Source organism: Nitrospira sp. (assembly GCA_030653545.1).
Lineage (GTDB): Bacteria > Nitrospirota > Nitrospiria > Nitrospirales > Nitrospiraceae > Nitrospira_D.
Genome location: JAURZE010000038.1, coordinates 218,229 through 241,932, shown reverse-complemented (window position 1 = coordinate 241,932; position 23,704 = coordinate 218,229). Strand labels below are relative to the sequence as shown.

General features: G+C 59.2%; 28 protein-coding genes. All 28 read left to right on the top strand.

Annotated elements, in window-relative coordinates; translation table 11 throughout:
- The first annotated feature begins 7 nt into the window (after positions 1 to 7).
- The 28 genes from Q7U39_19290 to Q7U39_19155 all read left to right on the top strand — a co-directional run bounded on the left by Q7U39_19290 (position 8) and on the right by Q7U39_19155 (position 23,382).
- Complete coding sequence (locus tag Q7U39_19290; GenBank protein ID MDO9120104.1) at positions 8 to 214, top strand: hypothetical protein; 207 nt, start codon at positions 8 to 10, stop codon at positions 212 to 214.
- Between the two features lie 165 nt (positions 215 to 379).
- Positions 380 to 619, top strand: coding sequence for a phosphoribosylformylglycinamidine synthase subunit PurS (gene purS, locus Q7U39_19285; protein ID MDO9120103.1), 240 nt, complete (start codon positions 380 to 382; stop codon positions 617 to 619).
- A 2-nt stretch (positions 620 to 621) separates the two neighbouring features.
- Complete coding sequence (purQ, locus tag Q7U39_19280) at positions 622 to 1,320, top strand: phosphoribosylformylglycinamidine synthase subunit PurQ (protein MDO9120102.1); 699 nt, start codon at positions 622 to 624, stop codon at positions 1,318 to 1,320.
- Positions 1,321 to 1,384: 64 nt separating this feature from the next.
- Complete coding sequence (purL, locus tag Q7U39_19275) at positions 1,385 to 3,625, top strand: phosphoribosylformylglycinamidine synthase subunit PurL (protein ID MDO9120101.1); 2,241 nt, start codon at positions 1,385 to 1,387, stop codon at positions 3,623 to 3,625.
- Between the two features lie 16 nt (positions 3,626 to 3,641).
- Positions 3,642 to 5,090, top strand: coding sequence for an amidophosphoribosyltransferase (gene purF, locus Q7U39_19270; protein ID MDO9120100.1), 1,449 nt, complete (start codon positions 3,642 to 3,644; stop codon positions 5,088 to 5,090).
- Between the two features lie 43 nt (positions 5,091 to 5,133).
- Entirely contained in the window at positions 5,134 to 5,454 is a 321-nt protein-coding gene (locus Q7U39_19265) for a PilZ domain-containing protein (protein MDO9120099.1), read from the top strand.
- Positions 5,455 to 5,892: 438 nt separating this feature from the next.
- A complete protein-coding gene (locus Q7U39_19260; GenBank protein ID MDO9120098.1) occupies positions 5,893 to 6,234 on the top strand; it encodes a PqqD family protein in 342 nt (113 codons plus the stop codon).
- Positions 6,235 to 6,428: 194 nt separating this feature from the next.
- Positions 6,429 to 6,560, top strand: coding sequence for a hypothetical protein (locus Q7U39_19255; GenBank protein MDO9120097.1), 132 nt, complete (start codon positions 6,429 to 6,431; stop codon positions 6,558 to 6,560).
- 108 nt (positions 6,561 to 6,668) lie between these two features.
- Positions 6,669 to 7,682, top strand: a complete 1,014-nt coding sequence (locus tag Q7U39_19250; GenBank protein ID MDO9120096.1) for a hypothetical protein — start codon at positions 6,669 to 6,671, stop codon at positions 7,680 to 7,682.
- On the top strand, positions 7,679 to 8,902 hold the full coding sequence (locus Q7U39_19245) for a nucleotidyltransferase family protein (protein ID MDO9120095.1): 1,224 nt from the start codon (positions 7,679 to 7,681) through the stop codon (positions 8,900 to 8,902). Before Q7U39_19250 ends, Q7U39_19245 begins: the two co-directional genes overlap by 4 nt.
- Positions 8,903 to 9,035: 133 nt before the next feature.
- On the top strand, positions 9,036 to 9,509 hold the full coding sequence (locus Q7U39_19240; protein MDO9120094.1) for a lasso peptide biosynthesis B2 protein: 474 nt from the start codon (positions 9,036 to 9,038) through the stop codon (positions 9,507 to 9,509).
- A 26-nt stretch (positions 9,510 to 9,535) separates the two neighbouring features.
- Entirely contained in the window at positions 9,536 to 11,347 is a 1,812-nt protein-coding gene (locus tag Q7U39_19235; protein ID MDO9120093.1) for an ABC transporter ATP-binding protein, read from the top strand.
- A 259-nt stretch (positions 11,348 to 11,606) separates the two neighbouring features.
- Positions 11,607 to 12,599, top strand: a complete 993-nt coding sequence (locus Q7U39_19230) for a hypothetical protein (GenBank protein MDO9120092.1) — start codon at positions 11,607 to 11,609, stop codon at positions 12,597 to 12,599.
- On the top strand, positions 12,523 to 13,422 hold the full coding sequence (locus Q7U39_19225; GenBank protein MDO9120091.1) for a hypothetical protein: 900 nt from the start codon (positions 12,523 to 12,525) through the stop codon (positions 13,420 to 13,422). Before Q7U39_19230 ends, Q7U39_19225 begins: the two co-directional genes overlap by 77 nt.
- 41 nt (positions 13,423 to 13,463) lie before the next feature.
- Positions 13,464 to 13,922, top strand: coding sequence for a PqqD family protein (locus Q7U39_19220; GenBank protein ID MDO9120090.1), 459 nt, complete (start codon positions 13,464 to 13,466; stop codon positions 13,920 to 13,922).
- Positions 13,923 to 14,001: 79 nt separating this feature from the next.
- Complete coding sequence (locus Q7U39_19215; GenBank protein ID MDO9120089.1) at positions 14,002 to 15,036, top strand: hypothetical protein; 1,035 nt, start codon at positions 14,002 to 14,004, stop codon at positions 15,034 to 15,036.
- 122 nt (positions 15,037 to 15,158) lie between these two features.
- A complete protein-coding gene (locus Q7U39_19210) occupies positions 15,159 to 15,290 on the top strand; it encodes a hypothetical protein (GenBank protein MDO9120088.1) in 132 nt (43 codons plus the stop codon).
- A gap of 95 nt (positions 15,291 to 15,385) precedes the next feature.
- Positions 15,386 to 16,462 (top strand): sterol desaturase family protein, encoded by a 1,077-nt coding sequence (locus Q7U39_19205; GenBank protein ID MDO9120087.1) that lies wholly within the window; start codon positions 15,386 to 15,388, stop codon positions 16,460 to 16,462.
- A gap of 23 nt (positions 16,463 to 16,485) precedes the next feature.
- Positions 16,486 to 16,623, top strand: coding sequence for a hypothetical protein (locus Q7U39_19200; GenBank protein MDO9120086.1), 138 nt, complete (start codon positions 16,486 to 16,488; stop codon positions 16,621 to 16,623).
- Positions 16,624 to 16,830: 207 nt separating this feature from the next.
- Positions 16,831 to 16,959: a hypothetical protein gene (locus tag Q7U39_19195; GenBank protein ID MDO9120085.1), complete on the top strand. Its 129-nt coding sequence runs from the start codon at positions 16,831 to 16,833 to the stop codon at positions 16,957 to 16,959.
- 181 nt (positions 16,960 to 17,140) lie between these two features.
- Positions 17,141 to 18,175 carry a sterol desaturase family protein gene (locus Q7U39_19190; GenBank protein MDO9120084.1) on the top strand — a complete coding sequence of 345 codons (1,035 nt, stop codon included), beginning with the start codon at positions 17,141 to 17,143 and terminating at the stop codon, positions 18,173 to 18,175.
- Between the two features lie 2 nt (positions 18,176 to 18,177).
- The gene (locus tag Q7U39_19185) at positions 18,178 to 19,434 is read left to right on the top strand and encodes a nucleotidyltransferase family protein (GenBank protein MDO9120083.1); all 1,257 of its coding nucleotides are present in this window, start codon (positions 18,178 to 18,180) and stop codon (positions 19,432 to 19,434) included.
- A 139-nt stretch (positions 19,435 to 19,573) separates the two neighbouring features.
- Positions 19,574 to 20,110, top strand: a complete 537-nt coding sequence (locus Q7U39_19180) for a TlpA disulfide reductase family protein (protein ID MDO9120082.1) — start codon at positions 19,574 to 19,576, stop codon at positions 20,108 to 20,110.
- A gap of 56 nt (positions 20,111 to 20,166) precedes the next feature.
- On the top strand, positions 20,167 to 20,406 hold the full coding sequence (locus tag Q7U39_19175) for a hypothetical protein (GenBank protein ID MDO9120081.1): 240 nt from the start codon (positions 20,167 to 20,169) through the stop codon (positions 20,404 to 20,406).
- 47 nt (positions 20,407 to 20,453) lie between these two features.
- Positions 20,454 to 21,047 (top strand): hypothetical protein, encoded by a 594-nt coding sequence (locus Q7U39_19170; GenBank protein MDO9120080.1) that lies wholly within the window; start codon positions 20,454 to 20,456, stop codon positions 21,045 to 21,047.
- Between the two features lie 12 nt (positions 21,048 to 21,059).
- Positions 21,060 to 21,884, top strand: coding sequence for a tetratricopeptide repeat protein (locus Q7U39_19165; GenBank protein MDO9120079.1), 825 nt, complete (start codon positions 21,060 to 21,062; stop codon positions 21,882 to 21,884).
- Positions 21,881 to 22,318, top strand: coding sequence for a hypothetical protein (locus Q7U39_19160; protein MDO9120078.1), 438 nt, complete (start codon positions 21,881 to 21,883; stop codon positions 22,316 to 22,318). The genes Q7U39_19165 and Q7U39_19160 overlap by 4 nt, the downstream gene beginning before the upstream one ends.
- Positions 22,315 to 23,382, top strand: coding sequence for a methyltransferase (locus Q7U39_19155; GenBank protein ID MDO9120077.1), 1,068 nt, complete (start codon positions 22,315 to 22,317; stop codon positions 23,380 to 23,382). The genes Q7U39_19160 and Q7U39_19155 overlap by 4 nt, the downstream gene beginning before the upstream one ends.
- Positions 23,383 to 23,704 lie beyond the last annotated feature (322 nt).

Below are 23,704 nucleotides of genomic sequence, written 5' to 3'. Positions count from 1 at the left end.
ACGCTTCGTGATGTTTGTTCGTGATAACGGCCCCATTATTTCGTTGGGGATCGGGACGACGTGCATTGTCGCGTTTGCGATAGTGACGGAGAAGACGCTGCATCGTCTGGGTTTTGTGGCGCTTGCGTTGTTGGGTGTGGGCCTGATGGCGGGGATCACGTGGGCGAAGCGGCATTTGACGGAGTTGTCGAAGCCGCCGGATACAGGGGCGTAGGAGGGGTGAAGCTTGTGTGCATGGTCCCTGTGCTCGCTGATCGCGCACGCGGGATCAATTGTAAGGGGACCAATGGAAGGTGCTGGGTCAATGCGCGCAGTCAAACAGCACTCCTGACCGAATCCGTGAGAGAGGACAAGAGGAAGCGAAGAAGAGAGGGATGGTATGAAGGCGAAAATTCATGTGACGTTGAAGCAGGGGATTCTGGATCCGCAGGGGAAGGCGATCGAGCATGCGCTGGATTCGCTCGGGTTCAAGAATGCGGCGAATGTGCGGGTGGGCAAATATATGGAAGTGGACGTACAGGAAACGGATAAGGCTAAAGCCGACGCACAGGTGAAGCAGATGTGCGAAAAGCTGCTGGCCAACACCATCATCGAAGAATATCGCTACGAATTGGTCTAGCCATGAATGTTGGAGTCATAGTTTTCCCAGGCAGTAATTGCGATCACGATTGCCGGCACGTGTTTCAGGATGTGCTGGGGCAATCGGTGCAGATGATCTGGCACAAGGAAACCTCGCTCAAGGGGATCGATGCAGTGATTCTCCCGGGCGGGTTTTCTTATGGTGACTATCTCCGCACGGGCGCGATTGCGCGATTCTCGCCAGTGATGGGCGCCGTGAAGGCGTTTGCCAAGGACGGCGGGGCGGTTATCGGGATCTGCAACGGGTTTCAGATTCTGCTGGAGGCCGGTCTGTTGCCCGGGGCGATGCTCCGGAACAAGTCGCTCCACTTTATCTGCAAAGATGTGCATGTGAAGGTGGAGAACGCGGCCACGGCTTTTACGGAGGCCTGCGAATCGGGACAGGTGTTGAAGATTCCCGTCGCCCATGCGGACGGCAATTACTACACCGATCCGGTCACGCTGGCGGCGATGCAGGCGAATGCCCAGATCGTCTTGCGCTATTGCACTCCGGAAGGGAAGGTCACGCCGGAGGCGAATCCCAACGGATCGCTCGACAATATCGCCGGCATCATCAATCCCGAGGGCAACGTGCTGGGCATGATGCCGCATCCGGAGCGTTGTGCGGAAGAGATATTGGGGAATCAGGACGGGAAGCTGATCTTTCAATCGCTGCTCAAGGCGATGAAGGTCAAAGTCTAAGTCTGTGGTCGCGAAGCACTGGCCGTAAGTCTGACGAGTGGATTGTCAATAGAGGAACGGGTCGATGTCGCTTGTTATTACCAAAGAACTGATCGCGCAGCATAATCTGACGGACGACGAGTTCAAAAAGATCGTCGAGATCCTTGGGCGGGAGCCGAATCTGACGGAGCTTGGGATGTTTTCCGTTATGTGGTCGGAGCATTGCTCCTATAAGTCGTCGCGGGTGCATTTGAAGAAGCTGCCTACGACCGGGCCGCGTGTTATCCAGGGCCCCGGCGAAAACGCCGGCGTGGTGGATATCGGCGACGGTCTCTGCGTCGTGTTCAAGATGGAGTCGCACAACCATCCGTCGTTCATCGAGCCCTATCAGGGCGCGGCGACGGGAGTGGGCGGAATTCTGCGCGATGTGTTTACGATGGGGGCGCGCCCGATTGCCTTGCTGGATTCGTTGCGTTTCGGCGGGTTGGATACGGCGAAGAACCGCCATATTGTGAAAGGTGTCGTGGCGGGGATCGCCGGTTATGGCAATTGCATGGGCGTGCCGACCGTCGGCGGCGAAGTCGTATTCAACGACATCTATTCGCTCAATCCGCTGGTGAATGCGTTCTGCCTCGGTGTCGCGCAGAAGGACAAGATTTTCCTCGGGACCGCGGCCGGTGTCGGCAATCCGGTGATCTACTTTGGTTCGAAGACGGGGCGCGACGGGATCCATGGCGCGACGATGGCGTCCGATTCCTTCGATGACCAATCGGAAAAGAAGCGGCCGACGGTGCAAGTGGGTGACCCGTTCCAGGAAAAGCTTTTGCTGGAAGCCTGTCTCGAACTGATGGCGGGCGATCTTCTGGTCGGCATTCAGGACATGGGCGCGGCGGGGCTGACGAGTTCGTCTTGCGAAATGGCGTCGCGGGCCGGGAACGGGATCGATCTCGATCTGACCCATGTCCCGCGCCGTGAGCCGGGCATGACGCCCTATGAGCTCATGTTGTCCGAGTCGCAAGAGCGCATGTTGATGGTGGCGAAGGCCGGCAAGGAAGAGGAGTGCATCCGGATCTGCAAGAAGTGGGATCTGGATGTGGCGGTGGTCGGGAAGGTCACAGGCAGCGGTATTCTGCGCGTACTCGATCAAGGCAAAGTCGTCGCGGAGATTCCGGCGAAATCGCTGGCCGATGACGGGCCGCGCTATGAACGCCCCTTTTCGCCGCCCGGCTATCAGGACATGCTTACGAATTTGAATTACGACGCGTTGCCCGATGTGAAGGATGCGAATGCGGCTCTGTTGGCGCTCTTGGAGTCCCCGACGATCGCGAGCAAGCGCTGGGTATACGAGCAGTACGACCACATGGTGCGGACGAATACGATGGTGCGGCCCGGCTCGGATGCGGCGGTCGTGCGTATCAAGGGCACGAACAAAGCGGTGGCGATGACGGTGGATTGCAACAGCCGGTACTGTCTGCTCAATCCCTATGAAGGGGCGCGGCTGGCGGTGGCAGAAGCCTCGAGGAATCTCGCCTGTTCCGGCGCGGAGCCGATCGGGCTGACGGACTGCCTGAACTTCGGCAACCCCGAACGCCCCGACATCATGTGGCAGTTCGTGATGGCGATCGAGGGCATGAAGGATGCCTGCGAGCATTTCAAGATTCCGATCGTGAGCGGCAATGTCAGCTTCTACAACGAGACCAACGGCCTCTCGATCTATCCCACGCCGATGCTGGGGATGGTAGGGCTCATCGAATCCGCCGATCAGACGATGACGCAATGGTTCCGGAACGAAGGTGACGACATCATTCTGCTCGGGACGACGCGGGAGGATCTGGGCGGGTCGGAATATCTGAAAGTCCAGCATTCGCGCGAGCAGGGCTCTCCGCCGTATCTGAATCTGGAGACGGAGCAGGCGGTGCAGAGTTGCGTGCTGCAGCTGATTCGTTCCGGGCTCGTGCAGTCCGCCCACGATTGTTCCGATGGAGGACTCGCCGTGGCGCTGGCCGAATGCTGCATGTCCGGTCCGGATCAGACGCGCGGGGCTGTGGTACGATTAACGCCTGGCCGTCAGAGGATCGATTCAGTGCTGTTCGGTGAAAGCCAGTCACGGATTATCGTATCGGCCAAGCCGGCGCAACGGCAGGCGATTCTGGCGCAGGCGCAGCGGTTGGGCGTTCCCGCTGCCGTCGTCGGAGCCGTGGGGGACGCGGCGCTGGTCATCTACGTGGGAGACGAGCGGTCGACGACGAAGACGATTGATCTCCCGGTCGCGACCATTGCCGATCGCTGGGGCTTTTCGCTGGAACGGAGATTGAGCCAGGAATAAGCTGGTTCGTACGACTATGCACAAAGAACTTCCGATTATCTCGCCCGACAAGTTTCACGACGAATGCGCCGTGTTCGGCATCTTCGGCCACGAAGAAGCCGCGAATCTGACCTATCTAGGACTCTATGCGTTGCAACATCGCGGACAGGAAGCCTCGGGCATCGTGTCCGGCGACGGCGAACAGTTTTATATCCAGAAGGGGATGGGGCTGGTCGCGGATATCTACAATAAGACGACGCTGGAGAAGCTGCCGGGACGGATGGCCATCGGCCACAATCGGTATTCCACGGCCGGCGGAAACGATCTCAAGAACGTCCAGCCCTTCAACGTCAATTTTGCCTTCGGGAATCTGGCCCTGGCGCACAACGGCAATCTGATCAACTCCCAGGTCTTGCGCAACGAACTCGAAGCCTACGGTGCGATCTTTCAATCCACGTCCGATACCGAAGTCATCATCCATCTGATCGCCCATTCCCGGGCCAGCACGTTCCTGGCGCGCGTCATGGACGCGTTGAATCAGGTGCGGGGCGCCTTCTCGCTGGTGTTGATGACGGATAACGGGTTGATTGCGGTGCGCGATCCCCATGGCCTGCGTCCGCTGTGCTTGGGGCGTGTGCGGGGGAGTTGGGTGGTGGCGTCGGAGACCTGCGCGTTCGATCTCTTGGATGCCGAATACATTCGCGAGATCGAGCCCGGCGAGCTCGTGGTGTTGAGCGATCAAGGGATCGACAGTCACCGGCCGTTTCCTAAAGTCGATCCGGCTATGTGTGTGTTCGAGTATGTCTATTTCGCCAGGCCGGACAGCCGAATCTATGGTGCGAATGCGGTCTATTCCACGCGGAAGGCGTTAGGTCGTCGATTGGCCAAGGAATCCTGGGTGGAAGCGGACATCGTGATTCCCGTGCCGGATTCCGGCGTGCCGGCCGCGCTCGGTTATAGCGAAGGCGGGGGGATCCCCTTCGAGACGGGATTGATTCGTAATCACTATGTCGGCCGGACCTTTATCGAACCGGAACAATCCATCCGCCACTTCGGCGTCAAAGTGAAGTTGAACGCGGTTCCTGAGGTACTGATGGGCAAACGGGTGGTGGTGGTCGATGATTCGCTGGTACGCGGGACGACGAGCCGGAAGATCGTGAAGATGTTGCGGAATGCCGGCGCGAAAGAGGTCCATATGCGGATCAGCTCCCCGCCGATCGTCTCGCCTTGTTTCTACGGCATCGATACGCCAACTAAGAAGGAACTGATCGCATCGAATCATTCGACCGAAGAGATCCGCAAATACATTACGGCGGATTCGCTGGCCTACCTGAGTCTGGACGGGATGCTGCAATCGGCCCCTGGTGTGCCTTCGCAATATTGCAATGCCTGCTTCACCGAACAGTATCCGATCGCATTTACCCGGGCGGAGGAAATGCAACTTGGGCTGTTCGAGCCGTCGGCCGACCCACGGAAGTTGACGTAGGCGGTCATTCTCTAACCTGTGCCTCGCGGGAGGGTGTTTCGATATGCATGAACGCGGTCGGCCGAGGATCGAAGTAAACTACCCTGTTACCTTGAGCGGCGAGGGGGGCAACGGAAGCGGGACGATGACGAATCTCACCATTACCGGCGGCGAGATCGATTCAGATCTGCATGCCCAAATCGGTGCCCATTTCCGTGTGCACATTCAGCTGTCCGGTGCACGGAGTCCCATCGACATCGCCATCGCAACGGTTCGCTGGCAAGGGGATCATCGGTTCGGCGTGGAGTTTGTCCGGTTCGAAGGCAATGCCAAAGCCCAGCTTGAAGAGATGCTGAATCAGAGCGATACGAATTCTGCCCCGTAAGAAAGCCGATACTCCCACGTAGCGAATCTAGGTACCGCCCCCATCCCCTCGTCCCCATCACTCGACAACCTCCTGAGCTCTTCTTCTTGTCGGCGGCATTCGGAGTGTCTCTTGATAGCCACTACGGCTAACTCTCGCAGGTCTGACGGGTGCGAGCAGCCAGGGTAAGCCTGTGCGGTCGTTGCGCGCCTGCCTTGATACGCCTGAAATTTCTTCTCCCGATGCCTGCGGCAACCAGCCTGTTCCAGGCACCTACCAAGGTAGGGTGTCTCCACGGGTCTTTAGAGGTATAGGCAGAAACCCAATGCCAGGCTACCTTTCTTGAAGACGCTGACACGATGTGGTCGGGGCTGCGAGGGAGCGGCGTGGACAATTGACCTCAGGTGGGTCTTTCGTAAGAGGGAAAACCCGGCAATGACAAATCGAGAAGGAGTGCCCATGGCCGACTTAGCATCGACGACAATATTGCCGCCTACGACAGGGTCTTCGATCGACCGGAATGAGTTGAGCCGCACCGTGCTGCGGCCGAACCCGGACGTGCAGGGCACGACGATGGATGGAGAAACCGTCCTCCTCGATCTGAGCAGCGGGCGCTACTACACATTGAATCGATTGGGGAGCGTAATTTGGGAGCATTGTGCCGGGCAGAGCACGATGGCCGATATTCATGCGGCCATCTGTGACCGGTTTGAGGTGGCGCCAGAGCGAGCCCTCGATGATCTGGTGGCGTTGGTCAATGAATTGATTCAAGAAGGGTTACTTCAACAAGAAAGGAGGTGAAGAGTAAATGGAGCAGAAGAAAGGAGAGTATGTTCAGCCGGCAGTCGTGAAGCACGAGTTGCTGCGCGACATCACGGCGGGCCAGTCAGGTCAGGTGATCTGTCGGCAGTGTGAGGATAAGTAGATAGGCAGTGGACTGGCCGGTTCACAGGGATTGGCCAGCCTATATTCAAAATTGAGGAGGCCACAACGCGATGGAACAGAAAAAAGAGTCCTACGTTCAGCCGGTGATTGTGAAGCACGAACTGTTGCGCGATATTACGGCGGGTCAATCAGGCTACAATTGCGATGACAATAAGAAGCGCCGATGGTGGAATAACGACTAACGTGAAGGGGCCGGCCCGCTGAATGAGCAGGCCGGCCCGTCTCCTTGCGGCGACGGGTGAGAGCGCGAAATACGTCGGTTGAATCCTGAGGACATGGTAGAAATGAGCATGGCTGACTCTCGGTATTCACTATATGGGACATCGGTCCGATATGAAACGGATGTGCCGATTCTGGCGCAACCGGTGCGCGAGTTGTTGCGGCATTTTCGTCGGGATGATGCGCTCGAAGCCGACGCGGATCTAGCTATTCGCTTTCACCAGGTGCAGGATCGGGCCGCGGTCCCTCTCGCGATTTCTGCATCGGCCAGGAAGCTGGCGTCCGGTACCGGCGAGGCCGTCGGGGATCGGCGAGCCACCGGATTGCCCTATGATGTGCTCCTGGATCAGGGGCTTCTGATCGCGGAGTTTCATGGCATCGGGGTCCTGGTGATCGACGGCGCGCAGAGCCGGGCCGAGGGGTATCTGATCAATCCCGATCGCCTGCCCGCGAATCTCATTGAATATCTGTTTCACCTGGCGCTGATCGAACTGCTGCGGCGGCGCGGGCTCTATACGATTCATGCGACGGCCTTGGAACACAACGGCCGAGCCATTTTGATTCCCGGCAACAGCGGGCGCGGGAAGACCACCTCCTTCATCTCCTTGCTCCGTTCGGGCTACCGCTATCTATCTGACGACCATCCGCTCCTCCAGGATTCGGGGACCCACGTGGAGGTGTTGTCGTTTCCGATCAAGATCAATGTGACGGACGCCACGGTGCAGTTTTTTCCGGAACTCAGAGCGGCCTCAGAGCAGGTACTCCATCCGGGTGTGCCCAAGCGATTCTTCTACGCCGAAGATCTCTATCCTACGGCGGTCGGAGAGCGCTGCCAGCCGGCCCTGGTGCTTTTCCCCCATGTGGTGGATGCGCCGCAAAGCCACCTGGAGTTGCTTCCCAAGAGCCGGGCCTTGGAAGCGCTCTTGCCGCAAGCCCTGCTGGTGTACGATCAAGAGGTCGCCAGGCGTGAATTTAAGGTGCTGGCCAAACTCGTGCAGCAGGTCGATTGTTACCGCCTGCATTTCGGTCGCGATATTCTGGACTTGCCGAACCTGATCACTCCGTTGCTGGAGAAGGGGCGATGAAGGAACCGCGACAGTTTCCCTGGTCGCCTGAAGGAGAGCTGCTGGTCTGGTGCGCCCGAACATGCGTCACCGAGGACCTGCGCGCGCGCATCTGCTCGCGGGTCCAGGAGCCTCTTGATTGGGGACTACTGCTGGACCTCGCCGCCTATCACGGTGTGCTTCCGTTGCTCCACCGGAATCTGTCGACCCTCTGTCCGGCTCTTGTGCCGGCCGATACGTTGACGAAGCTGCGTCAAAAGACGCAAGCCTGTGCCATGCTGAATCGATCGCTCGCCCAGGAGCTGGGAGGTCTGTGTGACGCATTTGCCGCGCGCAGCGTGCCGGTCGTGCCGATCAAAGGCGCGACGCTAGCGGTGTCTGCTTACGGCGATCTGACGCTCCGCGATTTCAGCGATCTCGATCTCCTGATTCCCGAATCTGCGATCGGGGCCGCGCAAGCCGTGTTGATCGCCCAGGGTTATGAACGGAAAGATCCGTCGACAGACCCTGCGGAAGCGGAGCACGAAGAGGGGCCCTATCATGTGTTTATCAAGAAGCGCAGCCTGTTTCGGGTCGATCTTCAGTGGGTGATGGCGCATCAGCATTTTGCCTTTCAACTGGATCGTCCGGAGTTCTGGGCGCATCGGTCGCCGGTGCGGCTGGGGAATTCGACCGTGCAAGGATTGGCGCCGGAGGAGCTTCTGATTCTTCTCTGCGTGCATGGATCGAAGCATGCCTGGGAGCAGCTCAAGTGGGTGTGCGATGTCGCCGAAGTGCTCCGTTCACACCCGGACCTTGATTGGGAGCGGATCTTTGCGAATGCAACGGCCTGGCATTGCCAGCGATTGATGCACATGGGATTGGCGCTGGCCCATCGTGTGCTGGATGCGCCCATCCCGGACTCTATTCTTGCCCGCTATTCGACCGATGCCGATGTCCGGATGTTGTCCGAACGCATGCCGGCTAGTCTCTTGGCGAGTCCACGAGAGGGCGTCACTGAGGAGCAGGCCGTGGCGTTCTACTTGACGTTGAAAGATACCTGGTGGGAACGGTGTCGATTCGGCCTGGTGCTGTGCCGGGACGGCTCTTCAATAGTGGAGAATCCGCCACGCTGGTTTTCCCGTGGCGGGGGGCTCGCGCGATTGGCTCATCTCGTTCGGCCGTGCCAGCGAGCGGTAAGGAATCTGGTTCCCTCTTCAATTCGAGGCGCGATCAATCGGTGGGTGGAGCACGGAGGCTGATGGTGTCGTCGAGCCGATTCAGGTCGGGCCGTCACTCTTCCACGTTCGGCGAAGGCTGGGCGACCTCTCCGGCAGGTCCGGTGCGGCGGCGATGGCTGGAATGTGCCGGGCGATTTCTTCCAGTGAGCCCGCGATGAAGCGAGTCGTAAGAAAATATTGGATGCTGCTGCAGGTGGCGGTGATCGTGTCCCGGATTCGTCTCCGACTGCGCGGCGAGAACCTTCCGGCTGTGCTGAAGCGGCTGGCCCCTGGCGCGCTCTCCGGGACGCCGGATTCGTCGCGGTTCGAGGACCTCGTCTACTATGTGGACCGCTGGCTCCAACTCTTTCCCTACAATGCGAAAGGAAATTGCTTTCCCCGGTCGTTGGCGTTGTATTGGTTCGCCACACGATCAGGGTATCCGGTGTCGTTTCATTGCGGGGTCAGAAAGGACGGGTCCGGACTCGATGGCCATGCCTGGCTGACGCTCGATCGTCAGCCGTTTCACGAGCCCGGCCAGCATTGGCAGCGTTTCACCGTCACCTATGCGTTCCCGCCCGATCAACCGGTCAACCGTGAGCAGGCGCCGCCAGTGCGCCCCCGGAAGGGGACGACGGCGGCGATCTGATATGAGTCCATACGCAAGCGATTTCCATGAATAGCCTGTTGTTCCGCATACGTCCCTTTCTCCAGACACTGCGGTATGCCCTCTCGTTTGTCTGGCAGAGCAGTCCGAGTCTCGCAGTTGGCAGTATTGTCGTACGGGTGATCCAGGGGGTGCTTCCCTTGGCCGTGCTGTATCTGACCAAACTGTTGATCGATGCGGTGACGGAGGGGCTCAAGGCTCCCGCGCAGGATGCCTCGTTGACCCCCATCACGACAATTCTTGCGGGCCTGGCAGGGGCTGCAGTGATCAGTGCTATGCTCACAGTTGTATCCTCCCTGATCTCCAGGATCCATGCCCAAGTCGTCACCGATCATATGCATGCGCTGCTGCAGGCGAAGTCCGTCGAGGTCGACCTCGAGTATTACGAGAACGCGCGGTACCAAGATACGCTGCATCGAGCGCAGCAGGAAGCGCCGTATCGTCCCACCGCGATTCTCAACGCGCTCTTGCAATGTTTCCAGGATGGCATCTCGCTGTTGGCGATGGCGGGCATTCTCTGGTGGTTGCATTGGGCGGTCATTCCGGTCCTGGCCCTGACGGCGATTCCGTATTTCTTTGTCCGCTTGCAACAGTCCAATCGGCTGTTTGCCTGGGAGCGCGAGCGCACGCCGCTGGAACGGAAGGCCTGGTACGTCAACATGCTGCTCACCCAGGCCACCGCGGCCAAAGAGGTGCGTCTGTTCGACCTGGGCCCCCGGTTGCGGGAATGGTTCCGCGATGCGCGAACGGTGCTGCGTCGGGAGCGGGTCGCTCTAGAGCGGCGATGGGCGTTTGCCGGGTTGGCTGCGCAGATCGTGGGGGTCGTAGGAGTCTTCGGGGTCTACAGTTTCGTGGCGGTGCGAACGTTTCACGGGCTCCTGACTGTGGGCGACCTGGTCATGTTCTTTCAGGCCATTCAGCGGGCCTCGGGGTTTCTCGAAGGGCTGGGCTGGAGTGTGTCGAATTTGTATGAGAGCAATCTTTTTCTGACGACGCTGAACGAATTCCTGGCGATTCGCTCGAAATTGCCCGAAGCGGTCAAGCCTCGACCGTTTCCTGCCTCGCTCGGGCAGGGAATTACGTTCGAGCAGGTCTCGTTTCAATATCCCCACGAAGAACGGGTGGCCGTCCGCGACTTCACCTTTACGATCAAGCCCGGCGAGCATGTGGCATTCGTCGGAGCCAACGGCGCAGGGAAGACCACGCTGGTGAAGCTGTTGTGTCGTCTCTACGATCCCACGAGCGGTCGTATTACGATCGACGGGACGGACCTGCGTGACTATGCCATCGCCGATGTCCGCGGGGCGGTCAGCGGGATTTTTCAGGACTTTGTGAAGTTTCAGTTTTCCGCCAAAGACAACATCACGTTGGGGGTGAACGCGCCGGATGTCGCGCTTCCGATGGTCGTGCAGGCGGCCAGGCAGGCCGGGGTCCATGAGGCCATCGAGCGTTTGCCGAAGGGCTACGAGTCCCTGTTGGGTAAGTTATTCGACGGGGGGCATGAGCTGAGTATCGGGGAATGGCAGAAGGTGGCGCTGGCGAGAGCCATTCTCCGCAATTCCCAGATCCTGATTCTCGACGAACCGACCAGTGCCATGGACGCAAAGGCGGAGGCGGAGCTGTTCGAACGGTTCCACGAACTCGCACAAGGACGGACGGCGATTTTAATCAGTCATCGGTTGTCCACGGTGAAAATGGCCGACCGGATTTTCGTCGTGGATCGCGGTCAGATCGTGGAACAGGGAACGCATGATGATTTGATGAGCCGCCAAGGCCTCTATGCCTCGTTATTCCTCACCCAAGCGCAACACTACCAATAGTCTCTCCCCCTTGATCGCTTCTTTCCTTTGGCAGACTTGAATAGCGTGGCTTGTTGTGTCGTGCCTGCGGTTTACCCTCCCGGCCAAATGTTCCGGCGTACGTAGTGCTACGGACGGACCTCCGTAGGGGGAGGCCCCCGCTTCTAGTGATCTAGGCAGAACGTCAGGCCGGGGTTACTCTTCTCGAAGACGTGGCGCGCCTTACTGTATCCGAAGCAGCCATTCCACCATCTTAGGCGCCGGAGAGGAGTCACCCTCAGTGATTCTCATTCTTGCCGATTCGACCGATCCCTGGGCGACGTTGGTCCATCGGGAGGCCCAACGGACGGGTGGAGATGTCTTCTGGGTGGAGCCCGTGCAACTTCTGGATAAGATCCTGCTCGATTGGCCGGTCGTGGGCGGAGAGGCGGTCGTTCCAGGATTCCTGGAGATCGACGGCCGGACGATTCCCCTCGATGATTTGACCGGGATTTTCGCTCTCCTCCCTTTCCCTCTCCGTTTGGATCTTGAAGGGCTCTCGGACGCTGATGGCCAATATGTGACGAAGGAAGCCACGGCGGCCTGGTTGGCCTTCCTGAATGCCATGCCCTGTTCCGTGGTCAACCGACCGATGCCCGGCGGGAGGCCCACGCTCCTTTCGGGGAGCCCATTGCTGGCGCAGCTCGCTCAGGATCATGGATTTATCCTTCCGGCGTCTCGCTGCACGTCAAGCCAGGCCGATGCGCTGCAACAATTTATGACCTGGGGCGAGTCGGCCTATCTCAAGCCGCTGGGGTCGGTCGAGCCGGGGCGGTTTCTCCATTCGCACGATGGGGGCGAGCAGATCCGCCGGGTCATGGAGCAGCAGGCGGTATCACTCCAAGCGATTCCACCGGGGCAACAGGCGACAGTCTATGTGGTTGGAGAAGAAGTGGTCGCCACGGTGCTTCGTCCCAGTGAGGCCGTGCCGCAGCCGATGGAGGTGCGGTCGGCTCATGCCGCGCAGTGCCTTCGTCTCGTGCGCGCATTGGGGCTCAGCTTCGCCGAGTGCCAGATTGTGATCACCCATGACGGGGGAATCGCGTGTCTCGATGTCAGCAGTGCGCCGAATTTCTGGCGCTGTCCGCAGGATGCCCAGCAGCAGATCGTAGAACATCTGCTCAAACATCTTTCCGAACTCAGGAGTCTTTCGCATCATGATTCTTCTCATGGGGCCGATGGCCGATCCGGTGCTCGCGAACGTGTGTGCCCGACTTGCAGTCCGGAACGCTGACCTCATGCTGGTCCATCCGGAGTCGGACGGACAGGATTGGGATGTCTCCTGGTCTACCGACGGCGGCCGGGTGGTGGGACGCATTCGGCTTGGCCAGCGGGTCATTGATGCGGCAAGCATTGAAGCCGTGTATCTCCGCGGAGTCGGCGCCCGTTCAGCCTCGACGCCGCGCGAGCGCATGGTGGCGACGACGCTGTGGGAGTTCGCCGAAAGCCTTCCGGTCCTGGTCGTCAACCGGCGCCAGGCCGGGCATACGAACATGTCGAAGCCCTATCAGCAGCGATTGATTGAGCAGTATGGCTTCCTGGTTCCGAAGACCCTGGTGACGATGGTGCCGGAGGCAGCGCGCCGCTTCTATGACGCCTGTCAGGGGCGCGTCATCTACAAATCCATCAGCGCGGAGCGATCAATCGTGCGGCCGCTCACGCCGGCCGATTTTCCTCGCCTGGAACAGATCCGGACCTGCCCGGTGCAACTACAAGAAACCATTCCCGGCGCAGACTTACGTGTCCACACGGTCGGAGACCGATTGTTCGCGACGGAGGTACTGTCGGACGGGGCGGATTACCGGTATGCCGAGCGCGAGGACAAGCAGCGCACCATGCGAGCGGTCGAATTGGAGCCGAGCGTTCAAACCCGCTGTCTCAATCTCGCCAAGGGACTGGGATTGAGCCTGAGCGGGATCGATCTTCGCCGGACGCCGGATGGTGCCTACTACTGTTTCGAAGTCAATACCAGCCCGGGGTTTACCTTTTTCGAAAACTATACGGGTCAGCGGATCGGCGATGCCTTGGCCGATTTGCTCTGTGCCGGACGGGCGTAAGGCGTACGGACACGTCGAGTCACAACGAAGGGAGCGTCATCATGGGGCGACAGCCGTTTATCACCGCCGATTTGAGACCGGATATGACCGTCGAGTCCGAGCCCGGACAAGCCTCGCCGGCGGGGAGCGCGACGACCGCGCAGCTGGCCGAAGCGGCTCGGGCCGTCCTGTCGGAAGGAGAACAGCAGCAGATTGAACGTGGCCGGCAAGATACCCGTCAGGACCTCCTGTCGGCGGTGCCGCGCCCCAATCAGGATGTCCAGGGAACGACACTGGACGGCGAAACGGTGTTGCTCCACTTGGGGACCGGCCGCTATTACACCTTGAATCGGGTTGGCAGTGCGATCTGGGAGGCCTGCAACGGAAGTCTATCCCTTCAGGCGATCCACGTGGCGCTGTGCGGGCGGTTCGACGCTCCGCCGGAGCGGATCGCCGATGATCTATTCGCCCTCGTGACCCATCTGAGTCACGAAGGACTGCTGAGCCTGGAAGAGGTGTGAGAACGCAGGGGAGCGGCGCGCAGGTCGTATGGGCTGGCCGGGGATGATGAAGAAATCAACTTCTCTAATGAGGGATGCAATGAGCGCAACGATCACGACAGGCGAATATCTCTTCAATTGTCATGGCCTCGATCTCCGGTTTCGGACGTCCGTTCCCGCATTTGTCGAGCCGACACTTACCTTCCTCCGGCATTTCCAGACGGACGTGGCGCAGGGAGCGCCGGTGCTGACGATCCAGTTTGACGAAGTTGCCAGTCGAGCGGAGGTGCCGGTGACGATGTCAGCAGGCTCGAAGGTGTTGTTTGCAGGGGAGCGGCCTTCCTTGGGGGATGCGGTGCGTCCGCTGTGGCAATGCGAGATCGTGCAGGACGGGAACCGGCTCATTGCCGACTTTCATGAACAGGGAGTGCTGGTGATCGACGGCGTCCGGAATCTGGTGGAGGGCTACTTCATTCAGCCCGATGCGCTGCATCCCGATGTGCGGACGAGCTTTCTCCATTTCGCGCTCGCTGAGCTGCTGAAGCGCAACGGCCTCTATACCGTGCATGCGACGGCGCTCGAGTATGAGGGGCAAGGCATCTTGATTCCCGGCTATAGCGGCCAGGGGAAAACCACGTCGTTTCTCTCGCTCCTGCGTTCGGGGTTCCGGTACCTGTCGGACGACTATCCCTTGCTGCGCGATCGGGGCACGCAGATGGAACTGCTGGCCTTTCCCATGAAGATCGATGTGACGGATCGGACGATCGAGTTTTTCCCTGAGTTACGCAATGCGCCACCAGGCCTGTTGAAACAAGGGGTTCAGAAGAAGCACTTTCAGTCTGAAGACCTCTATGCCGAGTCCATCGGCCGCTCCTGCACGCCGGCCATGATCATGTTCCCGCACGTCGTCGATATGCCGCATAGCTGTCTGGAACCGCTGCCCAAGAGCCGCGCGCTAGAAGCCCTGATGCCGCAAGGCCTCCTGGTCTACGATCAGACGGTGGCCCGCCGTGAGTTTCAGGCCTTATCGAAACTCGTCCAGCAGGTCGATTGCTATCGGCTCCACTTCGGCCGGGACATCCTCGATCTGCCCACGTTGATCCGTCCGCTGCTTGAAGCCCGATCCGCGGCGTAGTCGGCCTGCGCGGGGGCTTAGCGGTAAGGATGGGAATTGTGCTGCGCAAGAAAACCGTGAATACGCTCTCGTGACGCACCTGGTCATGAGGGACTTTAACAAGCGAAAGGGGGTGAAGAACAATGGAACAACAGAAGAAGGAATCGTACGCAGAGCCCGTGTTGGTCGCGCATGAATTGCTGCGCGATGTGACGGGTGGAGCGTCCGCCGTGAAGAACGCGCGGGAGAAAGTCGGCAACGAATCGCCTGCGTAGCCGCGAGTGTGGGTTGGCCGGCTTCGGTCGGCCAACCCACCGATATTACAAGGCAGGTTCCGTCGTTCACGTGGTGCAAGAACTGATAGAGGGTGATGGTGATTGACGCAGTACGATGGTTTCTGGAGCGCGTGGCAGAGTATTCCCTGTCTGCCGTTTCATCCTGGGACAGTTTCACGGCAGCGATCGGAGAGGTCCTCGGGACCTTCACCAGGCTCACGAGCGGCCTGGCCTGGCCCTATGTGCTGGCCAGTGTGACGATTGCCGGGGTGGCGTACCATGTGTCCAAGAAGCGCGACGTGCCGCCCGCCCCCTCCTTCAGGGCGTTTCTGTTTCCTCGCGGTGTGTACGGTCACCCCTCTGCGCTGCTGGACTATCGTTTCTATCTCGTGAGCGCTCTGCTCAATGTGTTGCTCTTTGTTCCCATGTTGGCCGGCGTCGGGGTCCTCGCAGAGAAGATGGGGAAGGGGTTTTTGATCGGATACTTGGCGTGGGAACCTCCGGCCACCTTGCCGGTGCCCGCCCTCTTCGCCGCGGCGCTGGGGTTTTACCTGCTGCACGATTTCGTGAATTATTGGGCTCATCTGCTGCTCCACAAAGTCCCACTGTTGTGGGCCTTTCACCAGGTCCATCATTCGGCTGAGGTGTTGACGCCCATTTCAGCGTACCGTGCGCATCCATTGGAATTTTTCGTGACGGCGATCCTGCGCGCGCCGGTGATCGGCTTGGCTTTTGTCTTTTATGAGAACTTTCCTGCGCAGGACTTAGCCGTCACGACGATGTTCGGGGTCAGCCTCGTGGGGTTTATGTATGGACTCTCAGGGCTTCATCTGCAGCACTCGCATCTTCCGATTTCCTACGGTCCCCTGCTGGATCGCATTCTGGTGACTCCGATCGTGCACCAAACGCATCACAGCCTCGATCCGCGGCATCACAACAAGAATTTCGGGGTGAAGTTTGCGTTGTGGGATTGGTTGTTTGGCACTCTGTGCCTGCCGGATCGCCACGAACGCCTTCGATTCGGGCTTGTCGGCATAAAAAAGGACGATTTTGCGACAGTCGGGAAGCTGTATGTCGGGCCGTTTCAACGTGCCGGAGGGCGAATCCGGCGCAGCCTCGCCTCCGATCCGCTCACTCGCTCTCAGGATGCCGTGCGTTCTGAGGGACTTTAATGATGGAAAGGGGGTGAAGAAGAATGGAGCAACAGAAGAAGGAATCGTACTCGGAACCCGTGTTGGTCGCGCATGAATTGCTGCGCGATGTAACGGGTCAGAAGTACAAGGAAAAGGTCAGCGACAAGGCTGGCAAGGAGAGCGACGGCGTCTTGTTCTAAGTTGGGGTTGCTCGGATCGCTGTTCGCAAACATGAGCTGGCCAGTTCGAGAGGACGGGCCAGCTCATGACTTGAACGCAGCGCGCTTCCGTTGAGGCGGGTTAGTGGAGCGAGAGGACGACGCAGGCTGAAGGCAGATAGAGGGTCGCCGCTCCCGTGAGCCGCAGAGGCACGGGGGACTTTGCGGAACGAAAGGGGGTGAAGAACAATGGAGCAGCAGAAGAAGGAATCCTACTCAGAGCCCGTGTTGGTCGCGCATGAATTGCTGCGCGATGTAACGGGCCAGAAGTACAAGGAGCAGTGTCAGAAGGCGGTGGACGCCGTCTGCGTCAGCTAATCGATGCCTCTGGTGACGGAGGTGCGAGGAGTGCGCTGGCTAGACTGGTTGGTGAAAAACCGCCAACCAGTCTAGCGGTGTTCCTGAACGGGCGGTGATGCCCAAGCCGCTGCCCCTCAGAGTGCCTCGTGGGAAGAGAAGAGACTGTGCCTGATGATCGTTTGTGGGATAGGTCGTCGCCATGATTGAACGGATCAGCTGGTTCTTCGAACGGGTGTGGGAGACGGTGTTTGCGTCATTCCGCTCCTGGTCCAGCTTTCAAGAGGCCATTGAGCGGATTCCGCTGGTGTTCGTTAACTTTACGAACGGGCTGGCCTGGCCCTATCTGCTCTCCAGCCTGGTACTGGCGTGGGGGCTCTATCATGTCGCCATGCGGCAGGGAGGAACGAGCGCCAAGTCGTTTCGCGAGTATGCGTTTCCGGCGCACATCTATCGCCATCCGTCCACGTTGCTGGATCTACGTTTCATGGCCGTCGATACTGTGCTGAATTTTCTCATTTGGATCCCGGTCTTTTCCGGGGTCGGTCTTCTGACTGCCAAGATTCTCTCGGCGGTGGTCATCCAGCGATTGGGCTGGGAGCCTCCCGGGTCATTGTCCCCGGCGGCGATCGCCGCCGCGACGATGGGGTTTCTGCTCTTGTCCGATCTGATCAATTACTGGGCGCATGTGTGGCTCCACAGCAATCCCGTCCTCTGGTCATTTCACCAGGTGCATCATTCCGCCGAGGTGCTGACACCGGCGGCCGCATTTCGGGTGCATCCGGTTGAGAATCTGATCACGGTGGTGCTTCAGGCGCCGGTGGCCGGACTATCGGCCCTGGTATTTCAGAATGTGCTTGGTCGGGACCGGCAGTTCATGATGATCTTTGGCGTGAGTATTTTTGGATTTCTCTATGGCTTACTGGGGACTCATCTTCGGCACTCCCATATCTGGATGTCCTATGGGCCTTGGTTGAACCGGGTGGTGATGAGTCCGGCGCATCATCAACTCCATCACAGCATTGACCCTCGGCACTGGAATAAGAACTTTGGGGTGAAGTTCACTCTCTGGGATGCGCTATTCGGCACGCTGTATGCCCCAGGCAAGCCGGAGGTATTGCGCGTCGGAATTCCAGGGGCAGACTCCGGGCAGTTTGCCACTATCTCCAAGCTTTACGGGATTCCCTTTGTGAACGCGTTTCGCGGCGTGACGCGCTCGCTCGAGAGGAGGGCGTAGCGGTGGGATTCTCGCTCCGACATCCGGTCGATGGGAAGGCACCCTCTGTTGGGGCTGCTGGATGGGTGAACCCGGTGCGCTTTCGGGAGGCCCAATTCCTCATCTGGTGCGCCAGAGCCGCTGTGCCTGAATCTCTCCGCCGCCGGATTCGTGAGGTGGCGCAAGCCGGTTTGAATTGGCCCTTGTTGATGGAGTTGGCCAAGAGCCATGGGGTCGAGTCTCTGCTCTCCCGGACGCTGACCGAACTGTGTGCCGACCGTATTCCTCCGGCGGATCTGGATGCCCTTATTCGGAGGACGGAAGAGGCGGCAGCCGCGAATCAAGCCGGAGCGGGGGAACTGCTTCGACTGTTCCGCGCTTTTGATGAGGCCGGAGTCTCCGTGCTTCCTTTCAGGGGCGTAGGTTTCGCCGCCATGATCTACGGCGATCTCACGCTCTGTGCTCCCGCCGATCCGGTTGCGCTTGTGCGTCGGGACCAGCTTGCGAATGCAGAACAAGTGTTGGTCTCGCAGGGCTATGCTGTGCGAGGAGGGGCGGGTGACCGCACAGTCGATGCCGGTGCGTGCGAGCGGCCGCTCGTCTACCTTCACGGCAATACGTCGCGTCAGATCGAACTGCTGTGGGCGGTGAGACATGCACATCAGAAGTTCCCTATTGATCGGCCGGAGGTGTGGGGCCGCGTTAGGCCGGTTTCGCTGGACGGCCGGAAGACTAAAGGAATGGCTCCGGAGGAAGCGTTGCTCGTACTCTGCGTGCATGGAGCGCATCAGGCTTGGGGACAACTTAGTCTGGTGACGGAAGTAGCCGGACTCATCCGTGCCGGACGGCTGAATTGGAAGCGGGTGCTCACGACCGCTCTGGAATGGAGATGTTATCGGGTCCTGTTGCTCGGTCTGGCGTTGTCTTATCGACTCATGGATGCGCCTATTCCTCCGCAGATTCTGAACATGATTGCGGCCGATTCCGATGTCATGGGTTTGGCCCACCGCATGCCGAAGAGCCTCCTCCTACAGCAGCAAGAGGGGATTGAGGATCAGGACGTCGGGGCGCTGTTGTTTACACTTCAGGAGGATTGGAAGGCGCGGTGGCGCTACGGGATTGCCTTGTGTCGGAGTCACGATCCCGTGATTCATGCGGCGCCGGCGTGGTTCCGCTGGCGCCGGTCGTTGCACTGGCTCGCTCGCGGCGTCAGCCCTGTCCACACGCTCTCACGCTGGCTCTCTCCTCCGGCTTCGATTCGACACCTCTTCCATCGGTGAGTTGAGCTCTCTCGCAATGCTGGGGTGTGGGGCGAGAACAGATGGATCCGTTGTCTGCCGTTGCCCCTGAAAAATTCTGCATGGTAGGATAGCTGTCGTCGTTCATTCGGTTGTTCGATCGATGGCGAAGGAGGCTCTCATGAAGCGATCTCTGTGGATATTCGGTGCGTTACTCTTTCCGGTCTTCGCGGCGCATCTGGTGCTGGCGGCCGGATTCTTCAAAGTGGGCGAGAAGGCGCCGTCGTTTACGTTGACGGCGATTACCGGCGAGACGGTATCGTTGGATGCGTATAAAGGGAAAGTCATCGTCCTCGGGCTGTTCCATATCTGCGATCCCTGCATGATGCAGGGCTCAAACCTTCAGAAAGTATCAGAGCTGACCAAAGGAAAAGATGTAGCGGTCGTCGGTGTCAATTCGTCGGGAAATTCAAAGAAAGACGTCGGTGAGTTCTTGTCTGCTTTTCCCGTGAAAGTCACCTATCCCTATTTGCTCGATCCGGGGAAAGTGACCGACAAGCTCTATGGTGGCGGAAAATTTATTCCGAATGTCTATGTGATCGACCAGGCAGGAGTGATCCGGTGGCAGCGGGTAGGCAACATGGATATCGATCTTGCAGGAGCGAACGAAATCGTTGTGGAGGTTGAGAAGTTGCTGGCGGCTCCTGCGAAGATGTAAGGCGATTCCAGGATCCAATGTCTCTGCGGGCCTGATGAGCAAAAGGGTGATGATGCATGGATGAGATGGAAGCGGGGAAGCAGAAGTTTCTGGATATGATCAAGGGTGTGGATGGGGCCGTACAGGTGGTGATTCCGGTCACTCCGTCGAACAGCATGTTTTTAATCTCCCTCACCAAAGGGCCGAACCGCAAATTCATTACGGTTTCGGAAGACGATATTCTGGATCTCCCCAATGACGCCGGGATTTTGACCAAGGTTACGAAAGTCGTAAAGGACGCCGTCGCCGCCCTGTGAGCCCGTCCTGTCATCCGTGATCGGCGAGGCGCCATCGGCTTCTATCTATGAAAAACATTCTTCCCGGTATCTGGCAATGGTCCTGGTTCTCCGAGGAGAAGCAGCTAGATTTCAATGGGCTCTTCTTGACGGTTGGCGAACATAAGATTCTCGTGGACCCTCCGCCGATGACCGGCGATGCGAGCGCGGTGGTGCTGCGCAACGGTCCCGTCGATTACATTATCGTGACGAATCGGGACCATCTCCGTGAAGCGACCCGCTATCGGGACGAGTTTCAGTGTCAGCTCCATGTCCCGGAAGCGGACGCGCCGCAGATGGATCTCAAGCCGACGAAGACCTTTAAAGACGGGGAACTGCTGGTCGGCGGGATCTGGGCGATTCAACTCAAAGATCAGAAATCTCCCGGAGAGTCCGCGCTCTTCATCCAACAACGGAAGGGCGTCTTGATCCTTGGTGACGCCTTAATCGGGAAGCCGGCCGGCGCGCTTTCCATGCTGCCGGCCGAAAGGTATGCCGATCGTGAGAAGGCCAAAGAGGGGTTACGGCGCTTGTTGAAGTATGAGTTCGATTCTGTATTAGTCGGCGATGGCACCTCGATCATGACCGGGGCGAAACCCATTCTGGAGCAGGCGCTGCAGTAGCGACATGTCCCTATGCCATTACGAAACGGGCTATCCGAAGAATTGAATCGCCAGGGGAACGAGCATTTCGCGCGCGGCCTCTATACGGAAGCCTACACCTGCTACGCCAAGGCGTTGGAATGCGACCGGATGACCGGGGATCAGCGCGCGATGGCCGCGACGCTCGGAAATCTTGGGAATATCTGCGCGGTCAGCGGCCGGCGAGACTCGGCGCAGACGTACTACCAAGAAGTGTTGGAGCTGCAAAAGATTCTCGGCGACGAGAAGGGCATCGGGACGACGCTCGGGAATCTGGGCAATCTGCGCGCCGACGCCGGGGAATGGGATCGTGCCCGTGCCTACTATCTCGAATCGCTGGATCTCCTGACCAAGACCCATGATGAAGCGGCCAAGGCGGTGTTGCTCTCGGATCTTGGCTTGGTCGCGCGCGAGAACGGTCAATTCGATCAGGCGATTCAATACTATGAGCACTCGCTCGTACTGATGCGGCGCTTGGGGAATCAAGGCGGCGTGGCCGATGCCTGGCGGATGATCGGCCGGACGTTCCTGCTCCAGAAACGCTACGACGATGCGATCGCCTGTTGCCAGACCAGCCAGTCGATCGCTGAACGGTCTCGTGACGAACTGCGGACCGGCGGGGCGCGGTTTGTGCTGGCGCAGTGCTATGAAGAACAAGGCCGGTTGCAGGAAGCGGCGGATCTTCTCGAGCTCGTCGTGCATATGGACCGCAAATATCAGCTGCCGAAGCTGGAAGAAAATACGAATCGTCTGATACGGCTCCGTGCCAGGCTGGCGGAGACCGATCCGACTCCTCCCTATCGTGAGTCGCATGCATGAGTGATCCGGCTGTGTCTGCCTGGTTGCAGCTCCGTACGGCGCTGACGCAGGCGTTTCCCCAACTCTATGAATTGGAACCGGGCGGCGCCCTCGCGATGGATCTCGGGTCCGACGGCTGGTTACTTGAGGTCAAGCCGGAGGGCGCCGTGCTCTGCCAGTACGGGATCGCGATGGACGATGTCATGGCGTTGATGTCCGACGGGACGCCGGAGGATCTCGGGACGGACGAAGTGGCGAAGCAGGCGAAGTATTTTATTCAGCCGGCGGTCGGGAAGTATCGCGCGCTGCTTCTGCAATCCGGATTTACCGAGGAAACGGAAATGAACGACGAGTTCGTGGCGGCGACCTTTGCGCGTCCGGTCGATGTCACGAATCCGTCCAAGGTGCAGGATCTTATGCGGTGGTGTTTGCGGCAAATCGGCGGAGCCTCGTGAAGCCGCGCATCACCAGTTTCAATGAATTTCGTGATGCGGTGTCAGCCTATCGGTTGCCGCGCATTCTCCTTACGGCGTTGGAGTTGGATCTCTTTACGAAGATCGGCACGCGCCGCTGGACGATCCCTCAGTTGGCGAAGGCCGTGGCTATGAGCGAGCGGGGACTCTCGATCCTCTGCCGCAATTTGGCGATGTCCGGCCTGCTCACGAAAGCCGGACCGATCTACCGTAATAGCCGGCTGGCGGCGACGGCATTGAATGCCCGAGATCCGGCCTATCGCAAAGATTACCTGGATCTCATGACGAGCCATTGGCAGGATTGGGCGCGCCTGGACGAGTCCGTGCGATCAGGCCGTCCGTTGGATCAGGATGAACCGGAAGAGCCGGGTTATCGCCAACGATTCACCTGGGCCATGCATTATCGGACGTTGGAGACGGCGCCGAAGATTGCCGCACAAGTGGACTTGCGCGGGGCGACGACGTTGCTCGATCTCGGCGGCGGACCGGGCACCTATGCCATGGCCTTTCTGTCCAAACACCCGCGTTTGCGTGCCGCCGTCGGCGACCGACCGGCGGCCCTCGAGGTGGCGAGGGAAATTGCCGCGACGCATAAGGCGGGCCCTCGACTCAGCTATGTGCCGCTCGATTTCACGCAGGAGGACATCCCGGGCACGTACGATGTCATCTGGTATTCGAATGTGCTGCACATCTATTCACCGGCTACGAATCGTGTCATCTTTCGGCGCGCGCGTGCGGCCTTGAATCCCGGCGGGCGTCTATTGATTCAGGATGCGTTTCTGCACGATCGCGAAAGCCTCCATCCTGCCGAAGCCAGTCTCTTTGCCGTGTCGATGCTGCTCTTCACGGAAGAGGGCAATACGTATTCGGCGAAGGAGACGAGTGCCTGGCTCAAGAAGGCCGGATTCGCCACGACTAGGGTGTTGCGGATGAAGCCGGAAACGGAGGATTGGGAGGATGGGATCCTGGAGGCGGTGGCGCCTGGGGCACGTCCAAGAACGCGCGTCCGCCGAAGGCAATCACGAGAAAGTTCAAAATCCCGCTGAACCCGTTGGCCGTCAGCGAAGCGACGGTCGGTTGCTCTTTCGTAATCAACTGCACGATCGTCGACAAGTCCAGGGCCAATCCCACGGTTCCATAGATCACACTCGCCATAAGCGCCCATCGATACCCCAGGCGCACTACGACCAGCATGAACAGCGGGATGCCAACGAGAAACCCGATGAGGAAGCGGCTGGGCTCTGCCTGGTCCGGCTGACCCACGAGAAACAGAGTCGCCATGCCGACGGCGGTGAGGCCGATCAAGCTGATCATCAATCCCCATGGGCGTATCATGGTGTCACTATAGCTTGTTCAGTCGGCAGCGAC